Source organism: Vreelandella malpeensis (assembly GCF_020622355.1).
Lineage (GTDB): Bacteria > Pseudomonadota > Gammaproteobacteria > Pseudomonadales > Halomonadaceae > Vreelandella > Vreelandella malpeensis.
This window is the reverse complement of the sequence record NZ_WHVL01000001.1, coordinates 32,417-47,728: the sequence shown is the minus strand read 5'-3', so window position 1 is coordinate 47,728 and position 15,312 is coordinate 32,417. Positions and strand designations below refer to the sequence as shown.

Here is a 15,312-nt window from a genome sequence, read left to right as displayed (position 1 = left end):
ACTACCCCGCCGGACGGCGGGGTAAGGCATCACCCTTGCGAGGTCCAGGACTGGCACCACCCTTCCGGGGCGACGCTGTTCTCGGGAAAGAGCTGGCAGCCCTCGTTGGCAGCGGTGAAGAACATGCAGTTGGAGCAGAGCTCGCCTTCCGAGAAGGCGGGATGATCCGAGGCGTCCGGGGCGCGCTCGACATAGTTGAGCGCTTGCGCTGCAGGGGCGCCGGGATCGAGGCGGGGCAGCGACTGGGCGTAGGCGGCCCGCGAAAGAATGCCCGCCCCCAGCGGTAGGGCGGCCAGGCCCAGCATGCTGTCACGCATGAACTTACGTCGGCTCTGATCGGCCATGGTGTCTCCTTGATATCACGGTCTGACAGCGCCTTTTGGCGGGCGGTGTCTCTGGACGAGTGTAGCGCTTCGCCGCACGCTCTACTTTAACCCAAGCTCTCATCCACACAAGACGATGCGTGGCAATCGGCCACACCGTTTGGCGCGGCGGGTGCGGCTGGTATACTCGCTCGCGGATTAGACGCTATTTTTGCGGTTTAGTTGAAAAGCGAGGGCGCCATGCAAAACGCTGTGATTTTGATCAATACCGAAAAAGGCCAGGTGAAGGCGGTGGCCGAGCGTCTAGCGGACGTGGAGGGCATCAGCGAGGTGTACTCCACCTGTGGGCGCTACGACCTGGTGGCCATCGCGCGCACCCGGGATTTCGAAAGCCTGGCGGAGCTGGTCACCGAGCGCCTCAACGCCGTGGAAGGGATCAGCGACACGGAAACCCTCAATGCCCTGCAGGTGCACTCGCGCCATGACCTGGAAACCATGTTCTCGCTGGGATTCTAGGCGACGCCGCGCTTGAGCCCGGGGTGGGGGCTCACGGGCCGGTCGGTAGAGCGAGATCGACGACAAGAAGACGAAGATGTGGGGAGAGGGTGTTGGGGAAATCGCTTGTGCGTTGGCGCCGGCAGGGGCGGCGCTTCGGGGTCGCGCTGCTGTTCGTGGTGGTCGGGGGTGGGCTGTGGGAGTTCCAGGAGCGTCAGGAGGTTGCCTCGGCGGTATGGATGGGGGCGCCCACCTGGGACGATTTCCACCTCACGACCTTTCACCGCGTCCTGCGCAACGATGGCTTCATCGTCGGCTGGTCGGACGTGCGCATCAACCCGCTATGGGTGAGCTATCGGCTCCAGGCGGTGGCCGAGGATACCCGAATCGGCCCGCGGCCCAATTTCCAGGCCGACTGGCGCACGCTCTGGCCGGTCGGCACCGACAGCTACGCCGGCAGCGGCTATGATCGCGGCCACATGGCGCCCAACTACGCCATCGCCGCGGTGCATGGGCGAAACGCCCAGCTCGACACCTTCCTGATGAGCAACATGAGCCCGCAAAGGCCCAACCTCAACCGCCAGCTCTGGCAACGCCTGGAGCAGTCGGTAATGGATCACTTCGCGCCGCGCTTCGACTACCTGCAGGTGATCACTGGGCCGATCTTTCCCGAACGCTTTATGGACAACGTGATGAACCGGGTAGGTCTTGTCGAGGTGCCCGAGGCGTTCTACAAGATCATCGTCGCCCCGCACGAGAGTGCGCCGCTGGCGATCGCCTTCATCATGCCCCAGGACGTGCGCGGCAACGAGCCCCTCGAAGATTACCTGGTCACCATCGACGAGATTGAGGCCCGCACCGGGCTCAACTTCTTTCCCCGTTTGAGCCCGGAGCTCGAGGCGGTGCTCGAGGGCGAACTCGACACCCGGGGCTGGGCACTCGAAGAGGTATCTCGTCGGCCCGGCCGGTTTCAGTGATCCTGCGGCGGGGTCTCGCCGCTCAATACCCACTTCTGGAACGCCTTCATCGGCTCGGTCAGATGGCGATGTCGGGGCGTGAACAGTGAAAGCTTGCCGCGGCTTTGCAGACGGTGCGCCATCGCCGGCACCAGGTTGCCCTGGCGTATCTCGGCCTCGAGCAGGCGCATCCAGCCAAGCGTCACGCCCTGGCCCGCGAGGGTGGCATTCATGAGCAGCTGAAAGCTGTTGGCGCGCAGGGTGTGCTCCGGGGGGCGCCAGGCAAGGCCCAACTCACCGAACCAGATCTCCCAGGTCAGCCAGTCATGGTAGTGATCCTCCACCACCATCAGCGTGTGGTCGGTCAGGAGCGCCTCGGGCGTGATGTGCTTGCCGTGACGCTCCAGGTAGATGGGGCTGCAGACGGCCGCCACCTCTTCGTCGGCGAAGATGGCGTGGGCGGTCAGCCCCGGCGGGTCGACTTCGAAGGGCACGTGGTAGTAGATGCCGAGATCGAACTCGCCCAGGTCGAGCCGGTGGGGATCCTCGACGGTGAGAATGCGAATCTCGATGTGCGGGTGCGCGCGCTGAAAGGCGGGCAGCTGGCGCGCCAGCCAGATCGAGGCGATGGTGGGGCTCGAAGCCAGCGTCAGCTGGCGACTGTCGCCGCGTCGACGAAGCCTGGCGGTCTCGTCACTCAAGTCGCGCAGAAAACGCTGCACGACGCGAAAGTAGCGCTCGCCGGAGGGTGTCAGGCGAAGCCCCTCGATGTGACGCTCGAACAGAGGGCGGCCCAGGTCCGTCTCCAGTCGCTTGATCTGGCGGCTCACGGCGCTTTGCGACAGGTTCAGCTCGCCGCCCGCCTGGGTGAAGCTCATGTGGCGGGCGGCGGCTTCGAAGGCGCGCAGGCAGGAGAGGGGCGGCAGGGCATCACGCATGGTCGAACTCATCGGCGGATTCAAGGTGAAGTGCCTAGCATACCACCCCTGCCTGGCGGCGGCGCCCGGCGCTAGAGTGCCGTCCTCGGGATGTCGCGCTGCCAGGTGCGCTCGCTGACAAGCTTCTCACCCTCGTGGGCCGTCTGCTGGGCGGTGAGGTAGAAGGTCTCCTCGTCGCAGGTGAGCCGGTAGCGGCTCACCACCGAGACCGCGAAACGCCCTTCACCCTGGTCACGGCTGGCACGGTAGACCCACTCGATCTCCGCCCGGGTGCGGGTGGCATCGACGGGGTGGCTGGTGTAGACCTCCTTGGCGTACTGCTCGACCCGCAGGCCGTGGTCGTCGAAGGAGATATCGCCCATGTCGTCCTCGACAATCACCGTGACCTCGCCGCTGCCCACGTCCTCGCTGATGGTGCGCCGCGGTTTGCCCTGGCGGTGGGTGGTCACCGCACATGGTCGAGCGCTTTCCGGTGTCTCGAACGGCATGGGAACGTAATCGCCCTTGGAAACCGGGAGCTCCAGCAGCGGGCTGCCGGCGAGCAGGGTGAGATCGGCGCGTCTTTTCGGCGACCACACCAGCGGGAAGCTGGCGCTGGAGAGCGCCACGCGCAGCCGGTGCCCCTCGGGCAGGCGGTAGCCGATCAGATCCAGCGCCAGGCGAATCGGCATCGGCTCGCCGGGAACCGGTGGATCGACGCGGCCCTTGTCATCGCGCAGGTTCAGGTTCAGCGTGGCGTAGGTGATCAGCGCACTCTCGCCGGCCGGTGACACGTCGCAAAGCCGCACGTGCAGCTGTCCGCAGGCTTCGCTGCTGGCAAGTCGCACGTCCAGCGTGGGCTGGCCGAGGATGTCCAGCCCCTGGGGGTAGGGGGCGGAATCGAAGGTGAGCGACAGGCCATCGTCGCGGCGCTGATCCGGCGGGAAATCCGCGCCGAACCAGAGCGGTATGTACTCGCCCTGCCAGGCGCCGGCGGTGAGCGGCGAGGCGATCGCGCGATCGCTCTCGAGCGCGCCTTGTGGGCAAAGCCCCTGCTCGGACAGAAACAGTCTGCGTGTCTCGATGCACTGCTCGCCGGCCGGCCAGCCGTCGGTCTGAACCCAGCGACCCGGGCGCTCGGCGTACTTGGGCGCCGGCGGCAGGCCATCCTGCAGGTAGAAGGTGGCAGCGGGTTCGGCCATGATTCCGGTGTCGATACCCTTGAGCCAGTAGTCCCACCAGCGCAGCGCCTCCTGTAAAAAGCCGATCGCAGGCTCCGGCAGCGCGAAGTGCGGGTACTTGTGCATCCAAGGGCCCAGCAGCGCCTTCTTCGGGCACCTAAGATGTTCCATCATCCGCGGAATGGTGTTGATGTAGGAGTCACCCCAACCGCTGATCATGTAGACCGCCGCTTCGATATCCGTGTAATTCTCGCAGATCGAGCCGTGCTTCCAGTAGTCGTCGCGGTGCTGGTGCGAAAGCCAGGTCTCGGCGAGCAGCGGCATGTCGCGAAGACGCGAAAGCCACATCTCGCGCCATTTCTCACCCACCAGCAGCGGGTCCGGGACAGCGGCGGAGAAATTGAGCATGGTCGCCGCCCAGCCCAGGTTCTCCAGCAGCATATTGCCGCCCTTGTAATGAATGTCGTCAGCGTAGCGGTCGTCGGTGGAACAGAGCGTGATGATCGCCTTGAGCGGGGCGGGGCGCAGAGCGGCCACCTGCAGGCCGTTGAAGCCGCCCCAAGAGATGCCCATCATGCCGAGCGTGCCATCGCACCAAGGCTGACGGGCGATCCAGTCGATCACCTCCAGTGCATCGGCCTGCTCCTGGGGGGCGTACTCGTCTTCCATCAGGCCGTCGGATTCGCCGTTGCCGCGCATGTCCACGCGCACACAGGCGTAGCCGTGACCGGCGAAGTAGGGGTGGGTCAGCTCGTCGCGAATCGCCGTGCCGTCACGCTTTCTGTAAGGCAGGTACTCGAGGATGGCCGGTACCGGCGCCACGTCGGCGTCGTCGGGCATCCAGATGCGCGCCGCCAGGCGAGTGCCGTCGGCAAGCGGTATCCAGACGTTTTCCAGTTCGCGGACGCGATGAGGGAACTCCTGCTTGATATTCATGAGGCACGCTTTTGGCTGGTGGATGAGGTAGGAATGTCCAGGCGCTCGGGATGCTTGAGCCAGACCCAGAGCGATCCGGTGGCGATCAGAACGATGACCAGCGCCGGCAGGCCGCCGAGATTCGAGAGCATCTTCACCCCGTCGATGCCGATGAAGCTCACCATGACCCAGGCCACGATGCCGACGATCACGCCCCAGATCACCTTCATGACCACCCCGGCGTTGAGATCCGACTCTGCGGTCAGGCCGCGAGTGCACAGGTTACCGATGGCATCGGTCTGGGAATCGGCGGCGGTGACGTAGGAGATGAAGGCGATGAACAGCAGCACCGGGATCAGCAGTGTCGATAGCGGCAACTGTCCGAACAGGGTGTACAGCACGTTCTCGACGCCCTGGTCGCTCAGCACGGCGTAGAGATCAACCTCGGTGTGCGTCTGAAAATGGAGCGCGGTACCGGAGAAGATCACGATCCATACGCTGGCGAACAGCGCCGGATAGAGCAGGTTGACGCGCAGGAACTGGCGTACGGTGTAGCCTCGCGAGATCTTGCCCAGAAAGAGCGCGGCCACCGGTGCCCAGGCGAACCAGACCGCCCAGTAGAAGATCGACCACCATTGGGGCCACTCATCTTCTCCCGCCGCGCCGGTGAAGAGGCTCTTGGAAAAGAAGTTGTCGACGAACACCCCGAAAGACTCGACGCCCAGTGCCAGGCTGAAGATGGTCGGCCCGACCACGAAGGCGAACAGGCCCAGCGCCAAGAGCAGCACGGCATTGAGCGCGGAGAGGCGTGCGATGCCTTTCTGCAGGCCACTGGCGGCGGAAAGCACGAACGTGGTGACGATGATGGCGACGACGATTCCCAGACGCAGCGGCGTGGTTTCACCGCCCAGGTACTGGTTCATTCCGCCGGTGAGCGTCAATGCCCCGGTGCCCAGCGAAGAGGCCATGCCGGCGACCAGCGCATAAAGCGATACCGCATCGATCAGACCGGAGAAGCGCTTGATGCGCGGGCCGAACAGTGGCTCGAGCATGCTCGAGATCGAAAAGCGCAGGCGCAGGTTGTAGAAGGCCAGGGCGAAGATCAGTGCGGGCACCGCGTAGATCGCGTAAGGGGTGAAGCTCCAGTGCAGGAACATGGTCGACATCGAGAAGATCATCGCATCGCTCGACCCGGCATCGAGCCCGCTCGAGGCGGGTGGGCTCATGAAGTGATAGAGCGGCTCTGCGGTGGTCCAGAAAAGAACGCCGACGGCGAGCGTGGTGCACAGGGTGATCGAGAACCAGCGCAGCGGCGAAAGCAGCGGCTCGGCCGAAGGCCCGCCGATACGTATCCGCCCCAGGGGAGAGGCGTAGACGATGACCGCCATGATCAGAAGGTAGAGACTGCCCAGGCTGAACAGCCATGAGAAATTTTCCAGGATGCCGGCATTGAGGCGATTGGCGATCGCCAGAAAGCCTTCCAGGTCGAAGTAGCTTGCCACGACCGCCCCGAGTAGGATCAAGAAAGTTGGCCAGAAGACCAGAGGACGCAATGTCTGATGCGGCATATCGTTCTCCCGTTATTATGTAATGCATGCAGCGAGTGCATGGCAATAACAGGCTAACGCCAATAGCGAGTGAGCTTGAAACGAAACATGCGAATGGGGGCATGCGCTGTGTGCATGAGAGCTAGGAAGAGAAGAAGTCTGATGATCGGATACGCGAAAAGCCAAGCAACAAGGCTCGGTGCGACTGCTACGATGATTTCATGGGAAGATGGACATGATGCGCGATGGTGCCCAGGAGAGGACTTGAACCTCCACGACCATACGGTCACTAGCACCTGAAGCTAGCGCGTCTACCAATTCCGCCACCTGGGCGCATCATGTGTCGTCTGTATTCGATTGGTGCCCGGGAGAGGACTTGAACCTCCACGACCATACGGTCACTAGCACCTGAAGCTAGCGCGTCTACCAATTCCGCCACCCGGGCGAATACAAACACTTGCCTGGTTGCACCATGCACCGTGAAAAGGGATGACACGATGATGGTGCCCAGAAGAGGACTTGAACCTCCACGACCATACGGTCACTAGCACCTGAAGCTAGCGCGTCTACCAATTCCGCCATCTGGGCAAGTGGCGCGTATGATACCCTGGCTTGGTTTAAATGCAAGTCCCCAAGACGTTTTTTGGCTTAAAAAAAGTGCGATGAAGGGCCTGGGCGGTTGGGTGATCGAGTCGGCGGCGCTATACTGCGCTCATGATCAAAAAAACCATGAAACACGAAAGAACCCTGAAACACGGTGGCGCGCCCGCTTCTTGTGCGACGCCCGAGCGCTTCTTGAAAAAAGCGCGCGCCCGCGCGACCTTTCTTCGCCTCCCGCAAACGCCATCAAGGATGACGACCGCATGAAGTACTGGACCTTGAGTGATGATCCACACGCCGAGCGTGAGGCGCAGAAGTACGACAATCCCGCCCCCAGCCGCGAATACCTGCTGGCGGCGCTCGAAAGTTACGGCAAGCCGATCACCCACGAGAACATGAGCCGCATGCTCGGCATCGAGGATGAGGATCACCTCGAGGCCGTGCGCCGGCGTCTCGCCGCCATGGAGCGCGACGGCCAGGTGCTGCGCGACCGGCGCGGCGCCTATGCGCTGATCGATAAGCTCGATCTGATCAAGGGCAAGGTGCAAGGCCACCGCGACGGCTTTGGCTTCGTTATTCGCGACGATGGCAAGAAGCCCGATCTCCTGCTGCCGCCGCGTCAGATGCGCCGTGTGTTCCACGACGACCACGTGCTGGTGCGCGTGAGCGGTCGCGATCGGCGCGGTCGTGACGAGGCGACCATCGCCGAAGTGATCTCGCGCAATACCCAGACCCTGGTCGGCGTCTACCGCAGCAATACGCCGGAGTTCGGTATCCTGATTCCGGAAAACCCGCGCATCACCCAGGAAGTGCTGATCCCGCATTCCGCCAGTGAAGGCGCGAAGGATGGCCAGGTGGTGTCGGCGCGCATCACCCAGCAGCCTGCCACCCGGGTGCAGCCAGTGGGCGAGGTGATCGAGGTGCTCGGCGAGCGTATGGACCCGGGCATGGAAATCGACATCGCCATCCGCAGCTACGATATTCCTGCCGAGTTTCCGCCGGAGGTGCTCGATCAGACCAGCACTATCTCCGCTGAGGTGCTCGAAGAGGACAAGCAGCACCGGGTCGATCTGCGAAAGCTACCGCTGGTCACCATCGACGACGAATCCGCCAAGGACTTCGATGACGCGGTCTACGCCTGGAAGACCAAGTCCGGCAGCTGGAAGCTGATCGTCGCCATAGCCGACGTGTCGCACTATGTACGCCTTGGCACGGCCCTGGATGATGAGGCGCGCACCCGCGGCACCTCCGTCTACTTCCCCGGGCAGGTCGTGCCGATGCTTCCGGAGCTGCTTTCTAACGGCCTTTGTTCGCTGAACCCGCATGTTGACCGTCTGGTAATGGTCTGCGAGATGAACATCTCCAAGAGCGGGGCGATCAGCCGCTACTCTTTCTATGAAGCGGTGATGAATTCCCACGCGCGGCTGACCTACAACAAGGTTGCGGCGATGCTAGAGCCCGAGAGCGAGCAGGGCAAGGCGCTGCGGGAGGAGCACAAGGAGCTGGTCAAGCCGATCGAGAACCTGCACGAGCTCTATACGCTTCTGCGCGAGGCTCGCGATGCGCGCGGGGCGATCGACTTCGATACCACCGAGACGGCGATCATCTTCAACGAGGAGCGCAAGATCCAGGAGATCGTGCCGAGATCGCGCAACGACGCCCACAAGATGATCGAGGAGTGCATGCTCGCGGCCAACGTGGCCACCGCGCGCTTTCTTGACAAGCACGACCTGCCAGCACTCTATCGTGTCCACGAACGCCCGACACCGGAACGCCTCGACAAGCTGCGCCTGTTCCTCGGCGAGCTAGGCCTTTCCGTCGGCGGGGGCGACGAGCCCACGCCGCAGGATTACCAGGCGCTGCGTGAGGCGATCATTGATCGGCCGGACGCGGACATCATCCAGACGGTGATGCTGCGCTCGATGAACCAGGCCGTCTACTCGCCCCAGAACGAAGGTCACTTCGGTCTTGCCTACCAGGCCTACGCCCACTTCACCTCGCCGATTCGCCGCTACCCGGATCTGCTGGTCCACCGCGCGATCCGCTCGGTGATTCGCGGTCCGCGCAAGACCAGTACCGTGGTGCGCGTCGAGGGTGCGCCGGTCGAGCCGCCGAGCAAGTGGTGCCCTTACACCTTCGAGCAGATGCTCGAGCTCGGCGAGCACTGCTCGATGACCGAGCGCCGCGCCGACGAGGCGACCCGCGACGTCGAGAGCTGGCTCAAGTGCGAGTTCATGTCCGACAAGCTGGGCGAGACCTTCGAGGGCACCATCGCCTCCGTCACCCAGTTCGGGTTGTTCGTGCGCCTGGATACCTTCTTCGTCGAAGGCCTTGTCCACGTCACGTCGCTGCCCTCGGACTACTACCATTACGAGGCCGAGAAGCATCGCCTGAAAGGCGAGCGCACCGGCACCACCTATCGTCTGGGCGATGGTCTGACCGTTCAGGTAGCACGGGTGGACATGGACGATCGCAAGATCGACTTCGCGCTGGGCGACGAGAAACCGCGCCCGCGTCGTCAGCCGCGCAAGCGGGCGGGGGCAAGCGAACCTGTCGCGGACAAGCGCGAGCCGGCCGCCGACAAGCCCAGGCCGAAGCGTCAGTCCAGTGAACGCCAGGCGGGTGAGCGTACCCGTTCGCCCAACAAGCCCGACACCAAGGCCGACGACACCGGTACGCGTCGCGGACCGCGTCGCAGCCGCCGCGCACCCAAGAAACCGCCGTTGAACAGGGGATGAGCATGAAGTCAGTCTCCAGGCGCGGTGGTTCGCGCACCAGCGTTCGCGCGCCGGAAGGCCTCGAGGAGGTCTACGGCGTTCACGCCCTCGAAAGCCTGCTCGAGCGGGGCGAGGCGCCCCGCGAGCTGTGGGTCCAGCAGGGGGCGGGCAGACGCCTGAACCTTCTGATCGAGCGGGCGCGGGCAAAAGGCGCCCGGCTCAAGGAGCAGCCGCGCGAGGTGCTCGATCAACTGACGGGGGGCGCCGCCCATCAGGGCGTGGTAGCGTTCTGTTCGCCGCTTACCCCGGAAGGAGAGGAGTCCCTGTGGCTCAAGCTGCGTGCCTGGCAGGCGGTGACGCCGCCGCTTTATCTTGTGCTCGACGGCGTGACCGACGTCCACAACTTCGGCGCCTGCCTGCGTAGCGCCGATGCCGCCGGCGCCCACGGCGTGATCGTCGCCAAGGACAACGCCGCGCCGCTTAACGCCACGGTGCGCAAGGTCGCCTGTGGCGCGGCGGAAGTGGTGCCGGTGTATCAGGTGACGAACCTGTCGCGAACGCTTGCCAAGCTCAAGGAGTTCGGCGTCTGGATCACCGGCACCGCCGGCGAGGCCGAAGCGTCGCTTTTCGAGCTCGATTTCAAGGGGCCGACGGCTCTGGTGATGGGCGCCGAGGGCAAGGGCATGCGCCGGCTCACCCGCGAAGGGTGTGATCATCTGGCAAAGCTTCCCATGGCGGGGCAGGTGTCGAGCCTCAACGTTTCGGTCGCCGCCGGTATCTGTCTGTTCGAGGCGGTTCGCCAGCGCCAGCTTGCAAGTTGACCGCGTCCCTTCTAGAATGCGCACGCCCGTCGATTCGTCACGGGCGGCGTGGGTTCGTCCCACGCGATGAAAGTTCTGAACGAAGTTCTGCTTGATGCCTGACGTTCGATGAGCCGGAATCCGGAGATCGAACCGGCAGGCATTTCAGTCAACTCCTTGCTTCCCTGCCATGCCGGCCACGGCCAGCACGCACCGGAAGCTGTCAAACCGCAAGGAGATTCCATGCGTCATTACGAAATCGTGTTCATGGTCCACCCGGATCAGAGCGAGCAAGTGCCGGCTATGGTCGAGCGCTACACCAGCATCGTGACCGAGAACGCCGGCACCGTGCATCGCCTTGAAGATTGGGGCCGCCGTCACCTGGCCTACCCGATCAACAAGATCCACAAAGCTCACTACGTGCTGATGAACGTCGAGTGCAGCGGTGAAACCCTGGAAGAGATCGAGAACATCTTCCGTTTCAACGATGCCATCATCCGTAGCCTCGTGGTTCGCTGCAAGGAAGCGATCACCGAAGCGTCTCCGATGATGAAGCCGGCAGAAGAGAAGCGTCCGCGTCGCGAAGACAAGCCGCGCGACGTCGAAACCGAAGAAACTGCCTAAGTTTATCCACCGCACGTATTGAAGGAGCTACTCCATGGCACGTTTTTTCCGTCGCCGCAAGTTTTGCCGCTTCACCGCTGAAGGCGTCAAGCAGATCGACTACAAGGATCTGGATACGCTGAAGGCTTACATCACCGAAACCGGCAAGATCGTTCCGAGCCGTATCACCGGCACTAAAGCACGCTACCAGCGCCAGCTGGCGACCGCGATCAAGCGTTCGCGCTACCTGGCACTGCTGCCCTACTCCGATAGCCACCAGTAAGCGCTTGACGTGATGCTGGCACTGGCGCGATGGCTGATGCAGAAGACGCCCTACGCCATTGGCGTGGCGGCGCTGGCAACGCTCGTGCCCTGGCTATTCTGGCTGGGCGCGGCCATTGCGGCTCTGGTGACCCTGCGCCGCGGCTTTGCACCGGCCTTGCCGGTGATTCTCGCGGCTGCCTTGCCCGCCGGTTTCTGGTGGATGCAGGGCGATGTGATACCGCTGGCAAGCGTTCTGCTGGTCACGCTGATGGCCGTCGTCCTGCGCGAGCGCATGCGCTGGAGCGAGGCGCTGATCATCGGGACCCTGGCCTGCGCCTTCATGGTGCAACTGGGAGTGTTCAGCCCGCCCGGGGGCTCGGAGCTAATGCTCGAGCAGCTTCGCCAGAGTTCGGCGGAAGTGGACGGCATGCTCGACGAGTTCGCGCGGCAAGGCTACGACACCCAGGCGCTCGCCGCGATGGTGGTGGGCGGGGTGACCGGCCTGATCGTGCTGCTCGCCGCCATTGCGTGTCTGGCACTGGGGCGCAGCTGGCAGGCGGGGCTTTATAACCCCGGCGGCTTTCGTGAAGAGTTTCACGCGCTGCGCCTGAGCCCCAAGGAGCTTGCTCTGCTCATGATTCTGAGCGTGGCGGGCGTCTTGCTCGGCGGTGAGGCACTGCTGGTCGTCGGCTGGGTGCCGCTTTTGATAGCGGGTATCGCGCTGGTGCACGGGTTTATTGGATTAAAGGGGATGAACGGGCTGTGGCTGGCGGTCTTCTACGTACTGCTGATCACAACCTTGCCCACGATTCTCATTGTGCTGCTGTTGGGGCTGATTGATACATTCGCGAACGTTCGCGCACGCCTTGCCCGCAGCAATTGACTAGAGGTTTACGAGATGGAAGTCATTCTGCTCGACAACATTGGTAAGCTGGGCGGCCTGGGTGACAAGGTCACCGTCAAGCCCGGTTACGGTCGTAACTACCTGGTACCGTACGGCCTGGCCGTACCGGCGACCAAAGAGAACGTGGAAGCGTTCGAAGCACAGCGCGCCGAGCTCGAAGCTCAGGCCGCCGAGCGCAAGGCAGAAGCCGAAGCGCGCGCAGAGCAGCTCAACGACATCGAACTGTCGCTGGTCTCCAAAGCGGGTGACGAAGGCAAGCTGTTCGGCTCGATCGGTCCGCGTGACCTGGCCGATGCGATCTCTTCCGCCGGTATCGACGTCGCCAAGAGCGAAGTCCGCATGCCGCAGGGCCCGATTCGCCAGACCGGCGAATACGACATCGCCCTGCACCTGCATGCCGAAGTGGATGCCGTGGTACGCGTGGTGGTAGTGGCCGAGTAAGACGGTCGCTTCCAGTTGTGCCGAAGGGCGCGGGTCTTCCCGCGCCCTTTGTTTTGTGGGGTGGTTCCATGGATTCGCTGTGTGGATCGGTTTTCGAAAGCGGCGCGTTTTCGAAAACCGAGCCGGAGCGCCTTCGACGCTGGCAGGCGAGGGCGCCTATTGATTAAGATGTCGATCCCGTGGTCATCGCAGGTCTACGCTTTTTGAAAGGAGCCCGCCATGGAGGAGCCCTCCGCGGACAAGGAAACCGCCGCGCTGAAGCTGCCGCCGCACTCGCTCGAGGCGGAGCAGTCGGTGCTGGGCGGTCTGATGCTGGACAACCAGGCCTGGGACAGTGTATCCGAGCGCCTGGTGGCGGACGATTTCTACCGCTACGAGCATCGCCTGGTGTTCAACGTGATGATTCACCTGGCGGAGTCGAGCCAGCCTCTGGACGTGGTGACGCTCTCGGAAGCCCTTGAAGCCCGCGATCAGCTCGACAGCGTCGGCGGGCTCGGCTTTCTCGCCGAGCTTGCCCGCAACACGCCGTCGGCGAGCAACATTCGCGCCTACGCGGATATCGTGCGCGAGCGGGCCACCCTTCGCAAGCTGATCCGCGCGGCCAACCAGATCGCCGACGGCGCCTTCTCGCCCCAGGGGCGGCCGGCGGATGAGCTTCTGAACGAAGCCGAACGGCTGGTATTCCAGATCGCCGAGGAGCGCCCCAAGACCGGCGGGCCGATCGGCATGAGCGAGCTTCTCACCAAGGCCGTCGATCGCATCGACGAGCTGTTCAACATGAAAGGCGAGATGACCGGACTCTCCTCCGGGTTTCGCGATCTCGACGAGATGACCTCGGGTTGGCAGCCCTCGGATCTGGTGATCATTGCCGGGCGCCCGTCGATGGGTAAGACCACCTTCGCCATGAACCTGGTGGAGCACGCGGTGATCTCGAGCGACAAGCCGGTGATGGTGTTCTCCATGGAGATGCCTGCGGAATCCTTGATGCTCAGGATGCTCTCGTCGCTTGGGCGCATCGACCAGACCCGAGTGCGCTCGGGCCAGCTCGAGGACGAGGATTGGCCGCGCCTGACCTCGGCGGTCAATCTCTTGAAGGACAAGCAGCTGTTCATCGACGATACCGCCGCGCTCTCGCCCAACGAGATGCGCTCGCGCATCCGGCGTATCGTTCGCGAGCACGGCAACATGGCCCTGATCATGATCGACTATCTTCAGCTGATGCAGATTCCCGGCTTCTCCGAGAACCGCACCGGCGAGATATCGGAAATCTCGCGCTCGCTCAAGGGCCTGGCCAAGGAGTTCGGCTGCCCGGTGGTGGCGCTCTCCCAGCTCAACCGCTCGCTGGAGCAGCGCCCCAACAAGCGCCCGGTCATGTCGGATCTGCGTGAATCCGGTGCCATCGAGCAGGATGCCGACGTCATCGCCTTCGTCTACCGCGACGAGGTCTACAACCCGGACAACCCGGACAACCAGGGCCTGGCCGAGCTGATCATCGGCAAGCAGCGTAACGGCCCGATCGGCACCGTGCACATGGCGTTCATCGGCAAGTACACGCGCTTCGAAGACCTGGCGCCGGACAGCTACGGCGGGACGTTCGGCGAATAGCGTCGGCATCGAGCACGTATCATTCAACGTATGACACGAAGGAGCAGTACATGGCAGGTGGTGGTTTCAGGCGGGGCAACCGCAAGCGGCTTCCTAAGCTCGAGGGGCGCGGCGAGCTCGAATCGCTCGAGCGCGAAGGGCCGTTCAAGGAGTGGCTGGGCATGCCGGATCTCTACCGTTATTTTCTGGTGGTCAACGGTGAAACCTTCAGCTACCAGACCGAGGATGCCGAGCTCCCCGTGGTCGTGGGCGACAAGGTGGTGTTTCGCTACAAGGAGACCAAGGGCGGCAACTGGATCGACCGTAACTCGCTGGGCAAGGCGATCGATCCTTCGCAGTACCAGTGACCCAGTATCAATGACCCAGTGCCAGCGATCCTGTACGAGCGCATCCTGAGGATGCGCTCTTTTTTAACCGAGCGGTCAGGAACTCTTCGGCTTGTGAGCCGTCCTAACGCGTTGGCGCGACGTTGATGCTTTGCGCTACTGTTATGAAACGGGTAACACGAGTGTCACATCGAGCGGTCACTCTGTGACTCATGACGACCAATAACTTGGAGGGATCCATGGAACTGAACCAATTGAAAGCCTTCGTCGAAGGCTCCGGCAACTTTGAAATTCGCGTCATCACTCATTCGGGTAGCCGCTTCTACCAGGTAGAACTTGAAGATATGGAAGGCGCTCGCCACATGCTCACCCAGCGCGGCAAGCCGATGCTGTTTCGTGCGTTGGACGACGTCTACCTGGAACTGGCCCGCGCCGGTATCCACCGCGCCTATCTGGTACAGCACGTACCCCACGACGAAATGATCGGCCGCGATGCACATTACAGCGAGCCACTCACCTCGCGCATGCCGCTGGTGTTCTAGTCTCCGGCACGCGTCGCCCTCTCGTACCAGCGTCCCAGCCCTACGCGGTAACGGGAAACACGCCGTCGCCTGCATTCAATACGCCGCGCAGGCCCGGTAAACACGATAACCTGACCCATCGCCGGTAGCCCAGCGTCACATGGAGGGCCCGGCTTGCATCTATCGCCACGTACCAG

Annotated in this window: 15 protein-coding genes and 3 tRNA genes; 11 read left to right on the top strand and 7 right to left on the bottom strand. The window is 63.2% G+C overall.

Annotated features, from left to right (window positions below; genetic code table 11):
• Positions 1-29: 29 nt before the first annotated feature.
• Positions 30-344, bottom strand: a complete 315-nt coding sequence (locus tag GEV37_RS00250) for a high-potential iron-sulfur protein (RefSeq protein ID WP_227388164.1) — start codon at positions 342-344, stop codon at positions 30-32.
• A gap of 219 nt (positions 345-563) precedes the next feature.
• On the opposite strand from GEV37_RS00250, the gene GEV37_RS00245 reads away from it, so the two are divergent.
• Complete coding sequence (locus GEV37_RS00245) at positions 564-839, top strand: Lrp/AsnC family transcriptional regulator (protein ID WP_227388163.1); 276 nt, start codon at positions 564-566, stop codon at positions 837-839.
• 107 nt (positions 840-946) lie between these two features.
• On the top strand, positions 947-1,795 hold the full coding sequence (locus GEV37_RS00240) for a DNA/RNA non-specific endonuclease (RefSeq protein WP_227388162.1): 849 nt from the start codon (positions 947-949) through the stop codon (positions 1,793-1,795).
• On the opposite strand, the gene GEV37_RS00235 is transcribed toward GEV37_RS00240, so the two are convergent.
• The 6 genes from GEV37_RS00235 to GEV37_RS00210 form a co-directional block, all read right to left on the bottom strand.
• A complete protein-coding gene (locus GEV37_RS00235; RefSeq protein WP_227388161.1) occupies positions 1,789-2,712 on the bottom strand; it encodes a LysR substrate-binding domain-containing protein in 924 nt (307 codons plus the stop codon). The two genes, GEV37_RS00240 and GEV37_RS00235, sit on opposite strands and share 7 nt — an antisense overlap.
• A 71-nt stretch (positions 2,713-2,783) precedes the next feature.
• Positions 2,784-4,808, bottom strand: a complete 2,025-nt coding sequence (locus tag GEV37_RS00230) for a CocE/NonD family hydrolase (protein ID WP_227388160.1) — start codon at positions 4,806-4,808, stop codon at positions 2,784-2,786.
• Positions 4,805-6,355 carry a BCCT family transporter gene (locus tag GEV37_RS00225; RefSeq protein ID WP_227388159.1) on the bottom strand — a complete coding sequence of 517 codons (1,551 nt, stop codon included), beginning with the start codon at positions 6,353-6,355 and terminating at the stop codon, positions 4,805-4,807. Before GEV37_RS00225 ends, GEV37_RS00230 begins: the two co-directional genes overlap by 4 nt.
• 225 nt (positions 6,356-6,580) lie before the next feature.
• Positions 6,581-6,667, bottom strand: a tRNA-Leu gene (locus GEV37_RS00220).
• A 25-nt stretch (positions 6,668-6,692) separates the two neighbouring features.
• Positions 6,693-6,779: transfer RNA gene (locus tag GEV37_RS00215), tRNA-Leu, on the bottom strand.
• Positions 6,780-6,835: 56 nt separating this feature from the next.
• A tRNA-Leu gene (locus GEV37_RS00210) sits at positions 6,836-6,922 on the bottom strand.
• Positions 6,923-7,197: 275 nt separating this feature from the next.
• On the opposite strand from GEV37_RS00210, the gene rnr reads away from it, so the two are divergent.
• The 9 genes from rnr (at position 7,198) to GEV37_RS00165 (ending at position 15,136) form a co-directional block, all read left to right on the top strand.
• Complete coding sequence (gene rnr, locus GEV37_RS00205) at positions 7,198-9,672, top strand: ribonuclease R (RefSeq protein WP_227388158.1); 2,475 nt, start codon at positions 7,198-7,200, stop codon at positions 9,670-9,672.
• A 2-nt stretch (positions 9,673-9,674) separates the two neighbouring features.
• Positions 9,675-10,472, top strand: coding sequence for a 23S rRNA (guanosine(2251)-2'-O)-methyltransferase RlmB (rlmB, locus tag GEV37_RS00200; protein WP_227388157.1), 798 nt, complete (start codon positions 9,675-9,677; stop codon positions 10,470-10,472).
• Positions 10,473-10,694: 222 nt separating this feature from the next.
• The gene (gene rpsF / locus GEV37_RS00195) at positions 10,695-11,075 is read left to right on the top strand and encodes a 30S ribosomal protein S6 (protein ID WP_227388156.1); all 381 of its coding nucleotides are present in this window, start codon (positions 10,695-10,697) and stop codon (positions 11,073-11,075) included.
• A gap of 34 nt (positions 11,076-11,109) precedes the next feature.
• Positions 11,110-11,337 carry a 30S ribosomal protein S18 gene (gene rpsR, locus GEV37_RS00190; RefSeq protein ID WP_009097135.1) on the top strand — a complete coding sequence of 76 codons (228 nt, stop codon included), beginning with the start codon at positions 11,110-11,112 and terminating at the stop codon, positions 11,335-11,337.
• 12 nt (positions 11,338-11,349) lie between these two features.
• Positions 11,350-12,201, top strand: a complete 852-nt coding sequence (locus tag GEV37_RS00185) for a hypothetical protein (protein ID WP_227389184.1) — start codon at positions 11,350-11,352, stop codon at positions 12,199-12,201.
• 15 nt (positions 12,202-12,216) lie between these two features.
• The gene (rplI, locus tag GEV37_RS00180; protein ID WP_227388155.1) at positions 12,217-12,663 is read left to right on the top strand and encodes a 50S ribosomal protein L9; all 447 of its coding nucleotides are present in this window, start codon (positions 12,217-12,219) and stop codon (positions 12,661-12,663) included.
• A gap of 219 nt (positions 12,664-12,882) precedes the next feature.
• Positions 12,883-14,268 (top strand): replicative DNA helicase, encoded by a 1,386-nt coding sequence (gene dnaB, locus GEV37_RS00175; RefSeq protein WP_227388154.1) that lies wholly within the window; start codon positions 12,883-12,885, stop codon positions 14,266-14,268.
• A gap of 50 nt (positions 14,269-14,318) precedes the next feature.
• A complete protein-coding gene (locus GEV37_RS00170) occupies positions 14,319-14,615 on the top strand; it encodes a hypothetical protein (protein WP_227388153.1) in 297 nt (98 codons plus the stop codon).
• Between the two features lie 218 nt (positions 14,616-14,833).
• On the top strand, positions 14,834-15,136 hold the full coding sequence (locus GEV37_RS00165) for a DUF6482 family protein (RefSeq protein ID WP_227388152.1): 303 nt from the start codon (positions 14,834-14,836) through the stop codon (positions 15,134-15,136).
• Positions 15,137-15,312: the final 176 nt, after the last annotated feature.

Bases quoted from the DNA above. Each gene is read 5' to 3' on its own strand.
- GEV37_RS00235 (WP_227388161.1), bottom strand. From the start codon at position 2,712: ATGCGTGATGCCCTGCCGCCCCTCTCCTGCCTGCGCGCCTTCGAAGCC.
- GEV37_RS00245 (WP_227388163.1), top strand. From the start codon at position 564: ATGCAAAACGCTGTGATTTTGATCAATACCGAAAAAGGCCAGGTGAAG.
- GEV37_RS00185 (WP_227389184.1), top strand. From the start codon at position 11,350: ATGCTGGCACTGGCGCGATGGCTGATGCAGAAGACGCCCTACGCCATT.
- dnaB (WP_227388154.1), top strand. From the start codon at position 12,883: ATGGAGGAGCCCTCCGCGGACAAGGAAACCGCCGCGCTGAAGCTGCCG.
- GEV37_RS00170 (WP_227388153.1), top strand. From the start codon at position 14,319: ATGGCAGGTGGTGGTTTCAGGCGGGGCAACCGCAAGCGGCTTCCTAAG.
- rlmB (WP_227388157.1), top strand. From the start codon at position 9,675: ATGAAGTCAGTCTCCAGGCGCGGTGGTTCGCGCACCAGCGTTCGCGCG.
- rpsR (WP_009097135.1), top strand. From the start codon at position 11,110: ATGGCACGTTTTTTCCGTCGCCGCAAGTTTTGCCGCTTCACCGCTGAA.
- GEV37_RS00225 (WP_227388159.1), bottom strand. From the start codon at position 6,355: ATGCCGCATCAGACATTGCGTCCTCTGGTCTTCTGGCCAACTTTCTTG.
- rnr (WP_227388158.1), top strand. From the start codon at position 7,198: ATGAAGTACTGGACCTTGAGTGATGATCCACACGCCGAGCGTGAGGCG.
- rpsF (WP_227388156.1), top strand. From the start codon at position 10,695: ATGCGTCATTACGAAATCGTGTTCATGGTCCACCCGGATCAGAGCGAG.
- GEV37_RS00165 (WP_227388152.1), top strand. From the start codon at position 14,834: ATGGAACTGAACCAATTGAAAGCCTTCGTCGAAGGCTCCGGCAACTTT.
- GEV37_RS00230 (WP_227388160.1), bottom strand. From the start codon at position 4,808: ATGAATATCAAGCAGGAGTTCCCTCATCGCGTCCGCGAACTGGAAAAC.
- GEV37_RS00250 (WP_227388164.1), bottom strand. From the start codon at position 344: ATGGCCGATCAGAGCCGACGTAAGTTCATGCGTGACAGCATGCTGGGC.
- rplI (WP_227388155.1), top strand. From the start codon at position 12,217: ATGGAAGTCATTCTGCTCGACAACATTGGTAAGCTGGGCGGCCTGGGT.